Origin of the sequence: Metabacillus halosaccharovorans (genome assembly GCF_002019635.1) — a bacterium.
Classification (GTDB): domain Bacteria; phylum Bacillota; class Bacilli; order Bacillales; family Bacillaceae; genus Metabacillus; species Metabacillus halosaccharovorans.
In genome coordinates, this window is sequence record NZ_KV917371.1 from 1825057 (window position 1) to 1842541 (window position 17485).

Sequence of the window (17485 nt, forward strand, 5' to 3'; positions counted from 1 at the left end):
AATGAGCAAGAATTGGATATAGAGATGTTTTCTTATAATCATTGCAAAAATAAAAAAAGCAATGAGACAAAAACATCCCATTGCTAATTAAACGAAAAATTTCGTTTATACAATGAGATAGCTCTCCAAGAACATATCGTTTCTTGACAATTTTACATCTCTTAAATGTAAAACCAGCGATAAAAGCAAATGGTGCAATTATCACTTCGGCGAACATTCCTTTCACCAGTTGTCATCGGAATCCATTTTTCCTCAAACCGGCTACTCTTAATGGTCGCACCTCTACCATCATTTACAAACTAACGATCAATATCAAATTAATAAAATCTTATCAGACATTCCTTTAAAAGGCAAGAATATATTTCTTAGCTCTCTTTGTGGAGATGTTCTAATATATTGTTGGCAATGTTATCAGGCATACCTGCTCTTTTAAGATCATCCACACTTGCTTCCTTCATTTTTTTTACAGAACCAAAATGCTTTAGTAATGATTTTTTTCGTTGCTCACCAACTCCAGGTATATCATCCAATATAGATTGAAATGCATTTTTCCCCCGAAGTTGACGGTGAAAGGTGATCGCAAACCGATGCACTTCATCCTGAATTCTCTGAAGTAAATAAAATTCCTGGCTGTTTCTTTCAAGTTGTATAAATTCCGGAGGTGATCCAATAATAAGTTCTGATGTTCGGTGCTTATCATCTTTTACTAATCCTGCTACCGGGATATCCAGACCCAGCTCATTTTCCAGCACATCTTGAGCCGCGGATAAATGTCCTTTTCCTCCATCAATAATAATGAGGTCTGGTAGTGGAAGTTGTTCTTTTAATACACGGCTGTAGCGTCTCCTCACAACCTCACGCATCGAGTCATAGTCATCCGGACCTTTTACATCTTTAATTTTATATTTTCTGTAGTGTTTTTTGGCAGGTTTTCCATCTTCAAACACAACCATTGCAGAAACAGGATCTGTTCCTTGTATATTTGAATTATCAAATGCCTCTATTCGATTCGGTGTATGAATACCCAGTTTATCACCAAGATTTTCAACAGCCTTAATAGTGCGTTCTTCGTCTCTTTCAATTAATAGAAATTTTTCTTTCAGAGCGATCTTTGCATTCTTATGCGCTAATAAAATCAGATCCTTCTTTTTACCACGTTTAGGCTGAAGTGTTGTCACATCTAATAGCTGTTCCACTAAGTCAAATTCAATACTGTCAGGTAATAAAATTTCCCTTGGAAGAAAATGGTTGGACTTAGAGTAGAATTGTCCTAAAAACGTTAGGAACTCTTCTTCAGGATTATCATAAATAGGAAACATTGACACATCACGCTCTATCAATTTTCCCTGTCGAATAAAAAAGACTTGAACACACATCCACCCTTTGTCATAAGCATAACCAAATACATCCCGATCAATAAAGTCATTTAATGTCATCTTCTGTTTTTCCATTGTGGCTTCAATATGAAGAATTTGATCCCTAAACTCCTTAGCTCTCTCAAACTCCAGCCCTTCAGCTGCTTTTGTCATCTTTATCGACAATTCCTCTTTAATACCTTTATAGCCTCCATTAAGAAATTTCGAGATTTCCTCCACCATTTGCCTATTCGTTTCTTCTGAAACATCATTTACACATGGTGCTAAACATTGGCCCATATGATAATAAAGACATACACGATCAGGTAGAGTCGAGCATTTTCTTAACGGATATAAACGGTCTAAAAGCTTAATTGTCTCTCTGGCTGATTGAACGTTTGGATAAGGTCCGAAGTACTTTCCTTTATCTTTTTTTACTTGTCTAGTTACTAAAAGACGCGGGTGACGTTCATTCGTAATCTTAATAAACGGATAGGTCTTATCATCTTTTAGCATGACATTATATTTTGGATCATATTTCTTAATTAAATTTAACTCGAGAATCAATGCCTCTAAATTTGAAGATGTAATAATATATTCAAAATCTGTGATCTCATTTACCAGTCTTAATGTTTTCCCATCATGAGAACCAGTAAAATAAGAACGCACTCGATTTTTGAGCACTTTTGCCTTCCCGACGTAAATGACTGTTCCTTGACGATCCTTCATTATATAACAGCCTGGTTGATCTGGAAGAAGTGCAAGCTTTTCTTTTATTTGATCTCTCATAGCCAGACACTCCCCTTTTTTTGCTACGATTAGATAGGCAGTAATTCCCCATTTTAATCAAATAAATTAAAATAGCGAATTACTGCCTATATGTTTATTTTATCATGTTCTATATATTTCGTCGTTGTAAATAATTACATTGAAAAAGGATTGACTGCTGTCAATCCTTTCGAATTAGATATGCTTGTTTAGAACCTCAGCAAGAGCTTCTTTTGGTTGATAACCAACAGCTTTATCAACAACTTCACCATTTTTTAGAACTAATAAAGTTGGAATGCTCATAACGCCAAATTTTCCAGCTGTTTCCTGGTTTTCATCTACATCAACTTTGACGATTTTCACTTTATCTCCCATATCTGAATCAAGTTCTTCTAGAACTGGAGCAATCATTTTACATGGTCCACACCAAGGTGCCCAAAAATCGACTAATACAACGCCTTCGTTCGTTTCACTTGAAAATGTTTGATCTGTTACATGTGCAATTGCCATTTGTAATTCCTCCTAAATAATAAGGGTAAAATATGTTTAAAGTATAGCATCCAGCTGCAAAGTTAGCTAATAATTTGCTTCTTCCTTACTTTTCCCTATGTACAAGAAGAAAAACATGTTTTTTAATATGATGTAGCTAAATAGAAAAAGCACGCAATGCAACGTGCCTTAGTTCTTCCTATGCATGAATTTGTAATTTCCTGAATTCCTCCGTTAATAATGGGACAACTTCGAAGAGGTCACCGACAATTCCATAATCAGCTACTTTGAAAATATTAGCTTCTGGATCTTTATTAATCGCAACAATTACCTTCGCATTTGACATACCTGCCAAATGCTGAATAGCTCCGGAAATACCACATGCAATATATAAATCAGGTGTGACAACTTTACCCGTTTGACCAATTTGAAGTGAATAGTCGCAATAATCTGCGTCACAAGCTCCACGTGATGCTCCTACCGCTCCCCCCAAAACATTAGCTAGTTCCTTTAATGGCTCAAAACCTTCTTCACTTTTTACACCGCGTCCCCCTGCGATAACTACCTTTGCCTCTGATAAATCCACACCTTCTGATGCTTTACGGACTACTTCTTTTACAATTGTTCTAAGATCTTTTATTTCAACAGAAAGAGAAGAAGTCTCACCAGTTTTTGTTTCATCTTTTTTTAGTGGATTTATATTATTTGGGCGGATCGTGGCAAAAATTAGTCCATCAGTAACTATTTTCTTTTCGAATGCTTTTCCAGAATAAATTGGGCGAGTAAAGACAATATTACCTCCTGCAATTTCAATGGCTGTTGCATCAGAAATTAATCCGGAATTTAGCTTGGCAGCAATCTTTGGTGATAAATCCTTCCCTAAAGAGGTATGACCAAATACAATCCCTTCTGGCTTCTCTTCTTCAATGACCGATATGAGTGCCTGTGAATAGCCGTCCGGTGTATAGGTTAGCAATTTTTCATTTTCTACAGTCACCACTCGATCAGCACCATAGTGGAATAGCTCTGAAGTTAATGTAGCTACATTTTCTCCTACTAAAACTGCGACAACTTCTCCACCTTCTGAAATCGTTTTTCCGGCAGCAATGGCTTCAAACGATACATTTCTTAACTGTTGATCACGAACCTCACCTAAAACGAGCACTTTTCTTGACATCATTTTTCCCCCTGTTTCCGAATTTGACCTTTTCCCTCTCCTTAAAACGTCTAGATGACTTTTGCCTCATTTCTAAGCAAAGATACCAATTCTTTTACTTGATCTTCTACTTCACCCTCTAATACCTTTCCTGCTCCTTTTTTAGGTGGTAAATAGATTTCAATTGTCTTTGTTTTTGGTTCTACGTCATTGTCCGCTATATCCAAATCATCGATTTCCAACTCTTCCAGCGGTTTTTTCTTTGCCTTCATAATTCCTGGTAATGATGGATAGCGAGGTTCGTTTAATCCCTGTTGAGCTGTTACCAGTAATGGTAAGGATGTTTCAATCACCTCAGAATCTCCTTCAACATCACGGACAACTGTTGCCTTGTTTCCATCAATATCTAGCTTTGTAATCGTTGTGACATAAGCGATATCAAGTAATTCGGCTAATCGTGGTCCTACTTGACCAGATCCCCCATCAATAGCCACATTTCCACCTAAAATTAAATCTACATCTTTTTCCTTAAAATACTCAGCCAAAATTCTTGATGTTGTGTATTGATCACCGTCTTCAACATCATCTTCTGTATTAATCAATACCGCCTTGTCACACCCCATAGCTAATGCTGTTCTTAATTCTTTTTCAGATTCTTCCCCGCCAATGGTGATAACGGTTACTTCCCCTCCGTTTTTATCACGTAATTGGATTGCTTCTTCAATTGCGTATTCATCATAAGGGTTGATAATATATTCCGCACCATCTTCGCTAATTGCACCATTGTTTATGGTGATTTTTTCTTCTGTATCGAAGGTTCTTTTCATCATGACATAAATATTCATTTTCCCATCCCCCATTGTAAATAACATAGTTTCCCTTTTGTTTTAGTTGCCTTTGAAATTTGGCTTTCTTTTTTCAATAAAAGCTGAAATACCTTCTCTTGCATCACCACTTTTAAAAAGTTCACCAAAAAGTTTCGCCTCGAGATTCATCCCTTCCTGATAGGTTAATGTTTTATTTGAATGCAATAACGATATGACAGCCCTCACAGAACCTGGACTTTTTGCAGCAAATTTCTGCGCTAAACCTTTCGCTTCCGCTAAGAGTTTTTCCTGAGGATAGGCATGACTGGCAAGGCCCAGTTTCACTGCCTCTTGACCTGAAATCGGCTCACTTGTAAGCATCATTTCTAAAGCACGGCCAGTACCAATATATTTCGGTAAACGTTGAGTTCCTCCAAAACCAGGTATAATACCAAGTTGAAGCTCAGGAAGACCAAGTTTAGCATCCTCAGCTACTAGACGCAGGTGACAAGACATTGCTAACTCAAGTCCCCCGCCTAACGCAGCTCCATGAATAGCTGCAATTATTGGGATTGGAAAATTTTCGATTCGTTCAAATAATTGTTGTCCTGATTCAGCAAGTTGAGAAAACACTCCATCACTTTTAGCAAGTTCAACAAATTCTTTTATGTCTGCACCTGCCGAGAAAAACCTGCCTTCACCGTGAAGAATGACAGCTCGAATTTCATTGTCTTCAAGTATATGGTCCAGCATAGTAGAAATATCTTTTAATACATTTGATGATAATGCATTTGCAGGTTCGTGATTAATAGATACAACTGCAACTCTGTTCTCTTTTATTATTTGTACATACTTCATTTTTTTCCTCCCTGCTTCATCATACATACTTAAAATGTATTTCATTTACAAACGAAAAATAACTTATATAAAGAGAATGACAATTATGCCATTTCACTCGCTATTAATTTTTAGTTGATAGACCGTTAACAAATAAGTCATGAACTTTCTTTGTTTGATCTGTTAACCTATATTTCTGATCATTCATAACCCATGTTGTGACGGTTTCATCAATTGTGCCGAAGATCATTTGTCTGGCCAGCCTGACATCAAGTTCTTCTCTGAATTCGCCATTCTCTTTACCATCACTAATAATCTTATCAACTACATTTAAGTATCCCTTTAGCACTTCATTTATTCGAAGGCGTAAATCCTTATTTGATTGCCTTAATTCTAACTGTGTTACAATTGCAAGGTGGTGATCTTCAGATAATAAGGTAAAATGCTTATCAATTAACGAATATAGTTTATCTGCTGCATTCTTTTTGCTTTTTATCTCTTCTTCAATTTTTTCAATAAAAACGCCCATCTTTTCTTGAAAGAGTGATACAAGAATATCTTCTTTGTTCTTAAAATATAAGTAGATTGTCCCATCCGCTACTCCAGCCTGCTTGGCTATTTTTGAAACTTGCGCTTGGTGGTAACCATTTTCTGCTATGACAATAACTGCTGCATCAATGATTTGTATATATTTTGGTTTCTTCTGTCTCAATGTAATGTTCGACTCCCTTTCAATTAATGAATGAATAATCATTCATAATTTAATCATAGAATTTCCTTTCCTTTCTGTCAAGCCCTCATCTGTTTTTTTTAACGCTTGCTTTATTTAGAATTGGAGAGACAGAAGCCCCTCCAATTTTACTATCAATTAGCGTTCTTTAATTTTTCCTCTTCAATTAATGCACGTCTTAGTATTTTTCCCACAGCTGTCTTAGGTAATTCATCTCTAAATTCATAGATATGCGGCACCTTGTATGCGGCTAAATGTTTGCGGGCATATTCATTAAATTCCTCTGATGTGGCCTGTTGATTTTCTTTTAATACAATATAGGCTTTTACTGTTTCACCTCTGTAAGGATCAGGGATACCCGCAACAATAACCTCTTTTACTTTTTCATGCTCATAAAGGACTTCCTCGATTTCACGTGGATAAATATTAAACCCTCCGGCAATAATCATATCTTTTTTTCGATCAACAATATAGAAGTATCCTTCTTCATCCATGTATCCAATATCTCCGGTCAAAAGCCAATCATTTTTCAAAGTTTCTTCTGTTTCTTCTTTTTTATTCCAATACCCAAGCATAACCTGTGGACCCCGTACTGCTATCTCACCAAGTTCATTCGGCTCAGCTATCCCTCCATGTTCATATGACAGGATCACAGCATCTGTACTTGGCCAAGGAACACCGACACTTCCCTTTTTTCTTTTCTCCCAAATGAAATTAGCATGAGTAACAGGGGATGCCTCAGATAAACCATAGCCTTCTACAAGTTTACCACCTGTAACACGCTCAAACTTCTCTTGTATCTCAGCGGGTAATGGTGCAGAACCGCTTATACAGCATTCAATTGATGACAAATTATATTTTTGAAGATCTGGATGATTTAATAAAGCAATATAAATCGTCGGTGCACCGGGAAATAACGTTGGTTTTAATTTATGAATCGTTTTTAATGTGTCTGTTGGATCAAATTTAGGCAACAGAATCATTTTATATCCTTGCATAACTGATAAATTCATCACTGTCGTCATCCCATACACATGGAAGAATGGAATAATACCTAAAATAGATTCTTTCCCTCGCATTGATTTATACATCCATGCAGAACACATTTTTGTGTTCAGAGCAACATTGTCATGTGATAACATAACACCCTTAGGGAAACCAGTTGTTCCTCCTGTATATTGAAGTAATGCAATATCTTCGGCGGGAATGTATTTATATTCCTCAACAGTAGGCTTTGCTAATTCCATGATTTTTAGGAACAAATGAGTATTACCTTGATGTTCTACTTTAACAACCATTTGATTTTGCTTTTTTTGTACAAATGGATATAAAAGATTCTTAGGAAATGGTAAATAGTCTTTTATACTTGTTACAATAATATGATTCAATTTTGTTAACGCTTTCATTTTAGAGACTCTCGGATATAATAAATCAAGCGTTACGATAAATGTGGACTCGCTATCATTTAATTGATACTCCAGCTCTCTTTCCATATATAACGGATTCGTTTGAACCACGATGCCGCCAGCTAATAAGACACCATAATAGGAAATTACGGCTTGAGGACAATTCGGCAGCATAATCGATACCCTGTCACCCTTTTGTAAGCCTAGAGACTGTAGATAGTTAGCCATTTTTAAAGACTGTTGATAAAGTTCTGTATAGGTTAGTTCTTTACCTAGAAAATGGATGGCGATTTGAGATGGAAATTCTAAAGCAGATTGTTCGAGATAATAGTACAACGGTTTTTCATCGCTTTTCATGGTATGAGGGATTTCTGCTGGGTAAAGATTTAACCAAGGTTTTTGACTTTCCATTTTTTTCTCCTCCTTTTGAGGGAAATATAAAATGACAGATTGGTTAGAAAGGAATAAAAGAGGACATACATACATGTTAAAACCGATAAACAAATCATTTTTTCACGCTTATAAAAAAGTATATCAGTTTTTTGTGTTTTCAGAAATATAAAATAATAAAAAAGGGCCAGATTTTATGAATCAGGCCCTTTACTTGTATTAAAAGAAAGCTAAATAAATAACGCCAATCACCACAAACAACCCGCATAAACCAAACATCACTTTCGCCAACGTCTCCACTCTACACTCTCCTTATAAAGCCTCACCGATAACAAATGATAAGCCAACTGAAATAACAAGGGATATAAATCCAACAGCACGGTTGTCTTTCTGAATTTCATCATCAATTCTAAACTTTGGTGTCATAAATTCATAAATGAAATAGCCTAACAAAAGTAAAACAAATCCATACACTCCGGACCCTAACATTTCTAAAAGACTCTCGTGTTTCTGAATAGAAAATCGAAATATATTAGCAATTCCAAAGATTTTTCCTCCTGTTGCCATCGCAACAGCTAAATTGCCATTTTGAATTTCCTCCCAATTTTTATACTTTGTAACAAGTTCAAAAATGGTTAAAAATAAAATGATACTGAGAACTACAACGCTATAGTAGGCAGCAATTTGAACCCAATCATTCTCCCAAAATGTACTCACGCTCTTTCCCCCCACTATTTTAGTTCCACAATTGTGACGCCAGTTCCGCCTTCACTCGCTTCCCCAAACCGAGTGCTTTTTACACTTCGATGATTTTTTAACAATTCTTTCACACCGGTTCGAAGTGCACCTGTTCCTTTACCATGAATAATTGAAACCCTTGGATAGCCGGCTAAAACAGCATCATCCAAGTATTTCTCAACTCTCAGTAATGCATTTTCAAATCGTTCCCCACGTAAATCTAATTCCAATGAGACATGGTAATCCTTTCCTTTAACAGCAGCTAAAGGCTTTTCTTGCACTTGTTGCTTAGGTCTCTTAATATATTCAAGATCTTTTTCTTTTACTTTCATTTTTAAGATTCCCATTTGAACCTGCCACTCCTGATCATTCACCTTTTCAACCAAATGTCCCTTTTGATCAAAACTAATGACTTTTACTTCATCACCAGGCTGTAGTTCATGTTTAACAGGCTGTTTCTTTTCAACCTTTTTCGATTTTTCGAATACAGGCTGCGCCTCTTCAAGACGCTTTTTCGCATCGATCAACTCATGCTCTTTTACTTGAGCATGCTGTTCTTTTCGAAGCTTTCTTAAATCTCTAATAATGTTTTCCGCTTCCCGGTTTGCTTCTTCTAATTTTTCTGAAGCCTTTCGTTCCGCTTTTTCAAAAAGGGCATCACGTTGTTCATTGAATTCAATGATCTGTCTTTGAAGCTCCTTATGAAGTTTTTCTGCTTCATGCCGGATTTTTTCTGATTCCATTAACTCAATTTCAGCCGTTTTTTTGCTGGATTCTAATGAAGCAATCATCGTGTCTACTTCATTGCTTTCATCACTCATTTGTGACCTTGCCTTTTGTATAACATTTTCCTGCAGGCCCAGTCGTTTTGAGATTTCAAACGCATTACTGCGGCCCGGAACACCTATTAAAAGTTTATATGTTGGGCTTAAAGTTGAGATATCAAATTCTACACTTGCATTAATGACACCATTTCGGTTATATCCGTACGCTTTTAACTCCGGATAATGAGTTGTTGCAACCACTCTCGCTCCACGGCTGTACACTTCATCCAATATGGAGATAGCAAGCGCAGTACCTTCTTGTGGATCTGTTCCAGCTCCAAGCTCATCAAATAACACAAGACTTTCGTCATCCACTTTATGAAGGATATCAACAATATTAACCATATGTGAAGAAAAGGTACTTAAGCTTTGTTCAATCGATTGTTCGTCACCGATATCTGCATAAACTGCCTTGAAGACCGCAACCTCTGATCCGTCAAGTGCCGGAATGTGTAAACCTGATTGAGCCATTAATGTACATAATCCAAGTGTTTTAAGTGCAACGGTCTTACCACCGGTATTCGGTCCTGTAATAACTATGGTTGTAAAGTCTGTACCTAATTCAATATCATTCGGAACAACTTCACTTTCAGGTAAAAGCGGGTGTCTTGCTTTAAACAAGCGAATAACACCTTCTTGATTGACAATAGGCTTTATCCCTTTTATTTGTTTTGCATACTTCGCCTTTGTGAACATAAAATCCATATTGGCCAAGCATTCTACATTCTGCAGGAGATCATCACTATTTTCGGCTACTTCATTTGACAGTTTTTCTAGAATACGGTCGATTTCTACCTTTTCCCTCACTTTTGCTTGTTGAAGAGTGTTATTTAGGTCAACTACGACTTGCGGTTCGATAAAAAGAGTTGCCCCTGAACTGGATTGGTCATGAACGATCCCACCGTATGATCCTCTATACTCCTGTTTTACAGGCAATACAAAACGATCATTTCGAATCGTAATGATCGCATCAGAGAGCATTTTTGATGCATTTGAAGACCGAATCATTGATTCTAGTTTATCTCTTACTCTTGCCTCGGTTGTTCGAAGCTGCTGGCGAATGCCTTTTAATGTTTCACTTGCACTGTCCAACACATACCCATTATCATCTATACATTCGGAGATCCTTCTCTCCAAGTCATGAATAACAACAATTTGCTCGGCAAGGATTGGCAAATGAGATAATTCAATTTCTTCCTCTATCATTTTTTCAATAAAACGTTTCATTTGCCTGCCTGCATACAAAGTGCCTGCAACTTCAATAAGCTCAACTGAACTGAGCATTCCGCCAATTTTTGCTCGCTTGACTGTTGCTCTAATGTCAACAAGTCCTCCCAATGGAATATTCCCTTTTAATCGAAGTACTTTTGCAGCCTCATCTGTTTGTTCCTGAGAAACAGCCACTTCTTGGTACTCACTAGAAGGTACAAGCGCTTTTACTTTTTCTTTGCCAAGTGTTGATGAAGCATGCTTAATAAGCTGCTCTTTCACTTTTTCATATTCAAGTACATGCAAAACTTTCTGTTGCAATTCGGTCTACCTCCTAATAATTACACAGACCTTCAATATTCAATCATAAATATAGTTTGCTATTCCTTATGATGTCTGTTTAAAAATGCTTTTAGCTGGTCAATGTCCCATGTATTTATAACCGTATCACGTTCAATCCAGCCTTTTTTGGCTGTAGAAATACCAATGCCCATATCTTCTAACATGTCTATATTATGTGCATCTGTATTAATGACAACTTTCACACCCGCTTCTTGGGCCTTGCGAATATGTTCAGCACTCAAGTCTAAACGCTGAGGGTTCGCATTTAACTCTAATGCTGTGTCTGTTTCCTTTGCAAGTAGAATAAGCAAATCTATGTTTACATCATAACCTTTTCGTTTGCCGATGATTCGACCAGTTGGATGTGCAATGATGTCAACATGATGATTATGTAACGCTGTTTTTAATCGTTCCATAATCACATCCTGTGATTGAGAAAAACTTGAATGAATGGAGGCAATTACAAGATCCATCTCGGCTAGCAATTCGTCATCATAATCTAATGTAGCATCAGGCAAAATATCCATCTCAACTCCGGCAAGAATTGTTATATCATCATATTCTTCGTTTAAGGCATCTATTTCCTGTCGTTGAGCTCTTAGTCTCTCAGGTGTTAATCCATTTGCTACCTTTAAATATTGGGAGTGGTCCGTAATGGCGATATAACGATACCCTTTTTTGCGACACGCTTCGACCATTTCACGAATAGTAAAAGCTCCATCACTCCAGGTAGAATGCATATGAAGATCTCCTATTATATCCTCCAAGCGTACAAGCTTGATGTCATGATGGAAAGAATCGACCTCTGTTCCATCTTCGCGAATTTCAGGAGAGAAATGAGGAAGATTAAAATACTGATAAAATTCCTCTTCTGTTTCAAATGTTTTCATTTCATTTGTCTCAACATTTTCTACACCATATTCACTAATCTTTTCTCCACGTTCTTTTGCAAGCTGTCTCATTCTGACATTATGATCCTTCGAACCTGTGAAATGATGCAGAGTTGTGGCAAATTCCGCTGGTTTAACTAGTCTAAAATCTACACTTACCTCATAGTCATATGTAAGCTGGACAGATACCTTTGTATCACCGCTTGCGATAACATCCGAAATATTTGGTATGTTCAACAGTTGGTCCCTTACATGTTTGGGTTCATTTGTCGATATAATAAAATCTAAATCTTTAATTGTTTCACGCATACGTCTCAGACTTCCTGCTCGTGAGTAGCTTTCAATATCTTTACATTTCTCAAGATATGACTCAATTTCCTGGGCAATTGGAAGCATAAATGAAATTGGCAAGCGTTCTGGACGACTACCCATTTCTTCAATCGCAGCTAAAATCTTTTCTTCTGATTTTTTTCCAAATCCCGCTAAGCTTTGTATTTTATTTTCTTCACAGGCTAATTTAAGTGCTTCAACACTATCGATGTGTAATTCCTTATATAGCTTTGCAATCTTTTTACCGCCTAAACCTGGCAGTTTTAATAAAGGGAGTAAACCTGCAGGCACTTCCTCCTGTAATTGCTCAAGAACCTCTGATTTTTCAGTTTCCACAAATTCTTTAATAACTGCTGAAGTCCCTTTTCCTATACCGGCAATCTTCGTAAAATCATCAATTAAAGCTAAGCTTCTATCATCAACTTCTAAAGCGTTAGCAGCTTTTCGAAACGCAGATATCTTAAAAGGATTTTCCCCTTTTAATTCCATTAAAACAGCAATCTTTTCTAATAATCGGATAACATCTTTTTTATGAATATTCATTTATTCCACCTCTTTATCTAGCACTTTCTATAAAAATGATACAAATATTTACGAAAAAGTACAATTCTTCGTCACTTCTTACGGTAGTCGGAAAAAGAGACTGACTTAAACAAAGAGTAAGTACACCTGCACCATTATATATTCTACAAAACTTGGATGTAGTCAATATATACGAGTGATGAAGGAATTACCCTTTTTAAGTCAGCCTCTTTTAAGACATGTATTGAATCCAAAGTTCATTTACTTTATCAGAAAAATAAGGTGTGTGGTTAACAATAAGATTTGCTAATACCGAATGGTCTAAAGCACTTTGAATTTGTTCCATTGGAATAAGTGCCGCAATAAAAAGGATAATAAATAAAACAAGATATGACTCTAAAAATCCAAGTATTGATCCGGCAGCCCTATTTAATTGCTTTAAAATCGGAAGAAGTGCCACAAAGTCCAGCATTGAACCAATAATCTGCATAACAATTTTTGTCCCAATGAATAATAATACAAATGCAACAGCTCGGTAATAAGCACCCTCAAGGTCATCGCCACTGAGTAATGTTAATATTGTTGGACCTTCACCTGATACCGGGTAAGGAACCCACAGCTTTAATTTTGGTGCAAGATCATCAAAATATTGGTATGCTACAATATAAGAAATGATAAATCCGGCTAAGTGGATAAACTGCAGAATAAATCCACGTTTTAAGCCGACCAATATTCCGAATAATAGAATAATAAACAAAACAAAATCTAGCATATTTCAGCTTCAATCCTTTTCAAATAATTGTTTCTCGAGTTTTTCATACTCTTCTTTTAGCTTTAAATAGTCATGGACAACGTTAACAGCTGTTAACACTGCCAATTTATTTATATCAAGAGACGGATTTTTACTATTAATCTCTCTCATTTTATCATCAACCATTGCAGCAACAGCTCGAATATGGCTTGTGCTTTCAGAACCAATAATTGAAAATTGTTGACCATATATGTCTACTGTTGTTTTAGACTTAGGACGTTTTGACAACGATAAATCCTCCATTTCCTGCAAATCCTAATTTATATCATAACATGAAGCTTTATCATATGGGAAGAAGGACAATTTTTTGAACAAATGCAAACAAGTCATAGTTAGTTTTTATTTAGAAAGGGTGTAAAAATTGGCGAATTCCGTTATAAAAGTAGGGCCAGAACAAATCACAAAAATGGAGAGCTATTATAACAAAAATAAAATAGAAAAGACCCCTCCTGGAGCGGTTTTTTCAGCGAAAGTAAACGGATGTACAATCACCGCATACAAATCCGGAAAAGTACTTTTTCAGGGGAATTCTGCTGAAGCTGTGGCTGCACAATGGGGCACAGCTGCTCCAACAACTCAGAAACAGCCTTCAATTGCAAAAGCACCTAATGGATATCAACCACCGGCAAATATATCAAACTTGTCTATTATTGGTTCTGATGAGGTTGGCACAGGAGATTTTTTCGGCCCAATTACAGTCGTTGCAGCATATGTTAAGAGCGATCAAATTGAACTTTTAAAAGAATTAGGTGTCAAAGACTCGAAGAACCTTAAAGATCCTCAAATTTGTGACATTGCAAAAGATCTGATTCAAACAATCCCTTATAGTTTGCTTGTCTTACATAATGAAAAATATAATGATCTACAACAGCAAGGAATGTCACAAGGAAAAATGAAGGCTATTTTACATAACCAGGCTATTAATCATTTACTTATGAAGATTGATCCGGAAAAGCCCGATGGTGTTCTAATCGATCAATTTGCTGTGCCGGGTGTTTATTTCAACCATCTTCAAGGAAAAAAAGTGTATAAAGAAAATATCTATTTTTCAACTAAAGCTGAAGGTGTTCATCTTGCGGTTGCGGCTGCATCCATTATTGCCCGTTATTCATTTATTCAAGAATTTGATAAGTTGTCCCAAAAAGCGGGTGTTGTGATTCCAAAAGGTGCAGGAGCACAAGTAGATATTGCTGCTGCAAAGATCCTTCAGAAAAAAGGTAGTGAGTTTTTAGCTACTATTACGAAGAAGCATTTTGCCAATACGGAAAAAGCCTTAAAAATTGCTAAAAAATAGCTAGTAGGTGGATTTATTTTCGATTAAGACAATTTATTAACGATTTCTAAAGTTTATCAACGATTATTGGAATTTATTTTCGATTTTCAGATTTTATTTACTATTAGACAAAATTAAACATAATTCGACACACACAAAAAAACGAATCACACAAAGTGATTCGTTTTTATCCATTATCCTCTTAAAGTTGCCCCGATCTTCTCTTCAACAGCATCCAATACTTTCTGATGTGTTTTTGTAACATCTTCATCAGTTAACGTACGTTCCGGATCAAAATAGCGTAATGAGAAAGCAACTGATTTTTTCCCTTCTTCAAGGCGGTCACCTTCATACAGGTCAAATACAGTTACTTCTTTTAGCATTTTGCCGCCTGATTCTGTGATAACTTTTTCAATATCACCAGCGACAACATCCTTCTTCACAACTAATGCGATGTCTCTTGTGATGGATGGATAACGTGGAATGCTTTCGTAACGTATTTCTTCTACATTTGTTGTTAATAGATCAACTAATGATAGCTCAAACACATACGTTTCTGTTAAATCCAATTCTTTCTGAACCGTTGGGTGAACCTGCCCTACAAAACCAACAAGCTTTTCACCAAGATAAAGTTCAGCTGTACGCCCTGGATGCATCCCTTCGCGCTTCGCTTGCTTGTATTCAACTTGAGAGGTTAATCCCAATAAATCGACAAGGCCATCTAAAATACCTTTTGCTACATAGAAATCTACAGGCTTTTTCTCAGCTTGCCAAGAGTGTGAATGCCATAATCCTGTAACAGCGCCTGATAGGCGTTCTTTTTCAAGTGGTTGAACGTCTTTACCCTGTGAAAGGAATACTGAACCAATTTCATATAATGCTACCTGGTCAATTTGGCGAGCAAGATTGTAACGTAATGCATCTAATAAATGTGGAAGCAAGCTTAAACGTAATACACTGCGCTCCTCACTCATAGGTAGAGCAAGTTTCGTTAGTTCAGACGTTTCCAAAGCGAATTTCGCTGCTTTTTCTTCACTAGAAAGAGAATAAGTAATCGCTTGATAAAGGCCAGTTCCTTCTAAGTAGCGACGAACTTTTCGGCGTTTTTCCTGATACTCTGTTAGCTTTCCTGGAATTGCTTGACCAACAGGTAATGTTGTCGGAATATTATCATATCCGTAAAGTCTTGCAATTTCTTCTACAAGATCTTCTTCAATCGTAATATCACCACGGCGAGTAGGAACTTTCACTGCCAATGTAGAATTATCGAGAACTACCTCAAATTGAAGACGCTCAAGAATGGATTTCATTTCTTCTGCTGAAATATCCATACCAAGAACTCGATTCACTTTTTCAACAGTTGTTCTTACTGTTTTTGGCTCAAAAGAAGCATTACGAACTTCTACATTTCCTTCCATCACTTCTCCACCGGCATACAGTGAGATTAATTGTGCTGCTCTCTCTGCAGCTGCAGGAACACGATTAGGATCAACTCCCTTTTCATAGCGTGCACTTGCTTCACTACGTAAGCCATGATCTTTTGAAGCTGTACGAATACGCCCACCATTAAATAATGCAGATTCCAATAAAACGGTTTTCGTGTCAGATTGAACCTCTGAGTTTGCTCCACCCATAACACCAGCTAATGCAACAGGTTCAATTCCATTTGTAATCACTAAATGTTCGGAAGTAAGTGTTCGTTCCTGATCATCAAGTGTTACAATTTTTTCTCCATCTTGTGCACGACGAACAAGAATTTCCTTAGAGCCTAGACGATCATAGTCAAATGCATGAAGTGGTTGACCGTATTCTAATAAAACGAAGTTTGTAATATCAACCACATTATTATGAGGACGAATACCTGCTGCCATTAGGCGTGTTTGCATCCATAAAGGTGATGGTGCAATCGTTACGTTTTTAATGACCTTCGCAATGTATAATGGATTATCTTCCGGTGCATCTACTTTTACATCAACTAAATCTGATGCTTTTTCTGAAGAATTTTCATACGATACTTCCGGATACTTTACTTCACGACCTAATATTGCAGCGACTTCATGAGCAACACCAAGCATACTTAATGCGTCTGCACGGTTTGGAGTTAATCCAAGCTCAAGTACAGCATCATCTAGATTCAGCTGTTCCAGTGCATCCGCCCCTACTTCTACATCATTTGGGAATACGAAAATTCCTTCTGAATATTCTTTCGCAACTAGCTTCGACTCAATACCGAGCTCCTGAAGGGAACAAATCATTCCATTTGAAACCTCTCCACGAAGCTTTGCCTTTTTAATTTTAAAGTTACCAGGTAAAACTGCACCTACTGTGGCAACAGCAACCTTCTGACCTTTATCTACATTTTTGGCACCGCAAATAATTTGTGTAAGCTCACCGTTCCCCAAATCAACTTGACATTTATTTAATTTATCTGCATCCGGATGTTGCTCTTTTTCAACAACGTGACCAATGACAACGCCCTTTATGCCATCGTTTAAAACGTCAACACCTTCTACTTCAATTCCGCTACGTGTAATTTTTTCAGCTAACTCATCAGGTGTGATTCCTGACAGGTCAACATATTCTGCTAACCATTTATATGAAACAAACAT

Annotated in this window: 14 protein-coding genes and 1 riboswitch; of the genes, 1 reads left to right on the forward strand and 13 read right to left on the reverse strand. The window is 36.8% G+C overall.

The features are described 5' to 3' along the window. Positions 1-110 precede the first annotated feature (110 nt). A riboswitch (Lysine riboswitch) is annotated at positions 111-293 on the reverse strand. Positions 294-365: 72 nt separating this feature from the next. From uvrC to zapA, 12 genes are all read right to left on the reverse strand, one after another. Further along, positions 366-2144, reverse strand: a complete 1779-nt coding sequence (uvrC, locus tag BK577_RS08465) for an excinuclease ABC subunit UvrC (RefSeq protein WP_078432497.1) — start codon at positions 2142-2144, stop codon at positions 366-368. Positions 2145-2318: 174 nt separating this feature from the next. Then, positions 2319-2633, reverse strand: coding sequence for a thioredoxin (trxA, locus tag BK577_RS08470; protein ID WP_026561701.1), 315 nt, complete (start codon positions 2631-2633; stop codon positions 2319-2321). Between the two features lie 178 nt (positions 2634-2811). Then, positions 2812-3789, reverse strand: coding sequence for an electron transfer flavoprotein subunit alpha/FixB family protein (locus BK577_RS08475; RefSeq protein ID WP_078432498.1), 978 nt, complete (start codon positions 3787-3789; stop codon positions 2812-2814). Between the two features lie 50 nt (positions 3790-3839). Beyond that, positions 3840-4613 carry an electron transfer flavoprotein subunit beta/FixA family protein gene (locus BK577_RS08480; protein ID WP_078432499.1) on the reverse strand — a complete coding sequence of 258 codons (774 nt, stop codon included), beginning with the start codon at positions 4611-4613 and terminating at the stop codon, positions 3840-3842. A gap of 42 nt (positions 4614-4655) precedes the next feature. Further along, complete coding sequence (locus BK577_RS08485; RefSeq protein ID WP_078432500.1) at positions 4656-5432, reverse strand: enoyl-CoA hydratase; 777 nt, start codon at positions 5430-5432, stop codon at positions 4656-4658. Between the two features lie 103 nt (positions 5433-5535). Continuing rightward, a complete protein-coding gene (locus BK577_RS08490; protein ID WP_078432501.1) occupies positions 5536-6123 on the reverse strand; it encodes a fatty acid metabolism transcriptional regulator FadR in 588 nt (195 codons plus the stop codon). Between the two features lie 152 nt (positions 6124-6275). Continuing rightward, positions 6276-7958, reverse strand: coding sequence for an AMP-binding protein (locus BK577_RS08495; RefSeq protein ID WP_078432502.1), 1683 nt, complete (start codon positions 7956-7958; stop codon positions 6276-6278). Positions 7959-8249: 291 nt separating this feature from the next. After that, on the reverse strand, positions 8250-8654 hold the full coding sequence (locus tag BK577_RS08500) for a DUF350 domain-containing protein (protein WP_078432503.1): 405 nt from the start codon (positions 8652-8654) through the stop codon (positions 8250-8252). Positions 8655-8668: 14 nt separating this feature from the next. Beyond that, positions 8669-11029, reverse strand: a complete 2361-nt coding sequence (locus BK577_RS08505; protein ID WP_078432504.1) for an endonuclease MutS2 — start codon at positions 11027-11029, stop codon at positions 8669-8671. A 59-nt stretch (positions 11030-11088) separates the two neighbouring features. Further along, positions 11089-12813 carry a DNA polymerase/3'-5' exonuclease PolX gene (polX, locus tag BK577_RS08510; protein WP_078432505.1) on the reverse strand — a complete coding sequence of 575 codons (1725 nt, stop codon included), beginning with the start codon at positions 12811-12813 and terminating at the stop codon, positions 11089-11091. Positions 12814-13024: 211 nt separating this feature from the next. Then, positions 13025-13564, reverse strand: a complete 540-nt coding sequence (locus tag BK577_RS08515; RefSeq protein ID WP_026561692.1) for a CvpA family protein — start codon at positions 13562-13564, stop codon at positions 13025-13027. Between the two features lie 9 nt (positions 13565-13573). Further along, positions 13574-13846, reverse strand: a complete 273-nt coding sequence (gene zapA, locus BK577_RS08520; protein WP_372496314.1) for a cell division protein ZapA — start codon at positions 13844-13846, stop codon at positions 13574-13576. Positions 13847-13964: 118 nt separating this feature from the next. Here zapA and rnhC point away from each other — a divergent pair, with 118 nt between their 5' ends. Further along, positions 13965-14897, forward strand: coding sequence for a ribonuclease HIII (rnhC, locus tag BK577_RS08525; RefSeq protein ID WP_078432506.1), 933 nt, complete (start codon positions 13965-13967; stop codon positions 14895-14897). A 173-nt stretch (positions 14898-15070) separates the two neighbouring features. On the opposite strand, the gene pheT is transcribed toward rnhC, so the two are convergent. After that, the gene (gene pheT / locus BK577_RS08530; RefSeq protein WP_078432507.1) at positions 15071-17485 is read right to left on the reverse strand and encodes a phenylalanine--tRNA ligase subunit beta; all 2415 of its coding nucleotides are present in this window, start codon (positions 17483-17485) and stop codon (positions 15071-15073) included.

Coding starts and splice junctions, on each gene's coding strand:
- uvrC (WP_078432497.1), bottom strand. CDS start 2,144: ATGAGAGATCAAATAAAAGAAAAGCTTGCACTTCTTCCAGATCAACCA.
- trxA (WP_026561701.1), bottom strand. CDS start 2,633: ATGGCAATTGCACATGTAACAGATCAAACATTTTCAAGTGAAACGAAC.
- BK577_RS08475 (WP_078432498.1), bottom strand. CDS start 3,789: ATGTCAAGAAAAGTGCTCGTTTTAGGTGAGGTTCGTGATCAACAGTTA.
- BK577_RS08480 (WP_078432499.1), bottom strand. CDS start 4,613: ATGAATATTTATGTCATGATGAAAAGAACCTTCGATACAGAAGAAAAA.
- BK577_RS08485 (WP_078432500.1), bottom strand. CDS start 5,432: ATGAAGTATGTACAAATAATAAAAGAGAACAGAGTTGCAGTTGTATCT.
- BK577_RS08495 (WP_078432502.1), bottom strand. CDS start 7,958: ATGGAAAGTCAAAAACCTTGGTTAAATCTTTACCCAGCAGAAATCCCT.
- polX (WP_078432505.1), bottom strand. CDS start 12,813: ATGAATATTCATAAAAAAGATGTTATCCGATTATTAGAAAAGATTGCT.
- BK577_RS08515 (WP_026561692.1), bottom strand. CDS start 13,564: ATGCTAGATTTTGTTTTGTTTATTATTCTATTATTCGGAATATTGGTC.
- zapA (WP_372496314.1), bottom strand. CDS start 13,846: ATGGAGGATTTATCGTTGTCAAAACGTCCTAAGTCTAAAACAACAGTA.
- pheT (WP_078432507.1), bottom strand. CDS start 17,485: ATGTTTGTTTCATATAAATGGTTAGCAGAATATGTTGACCTGTCAGGA.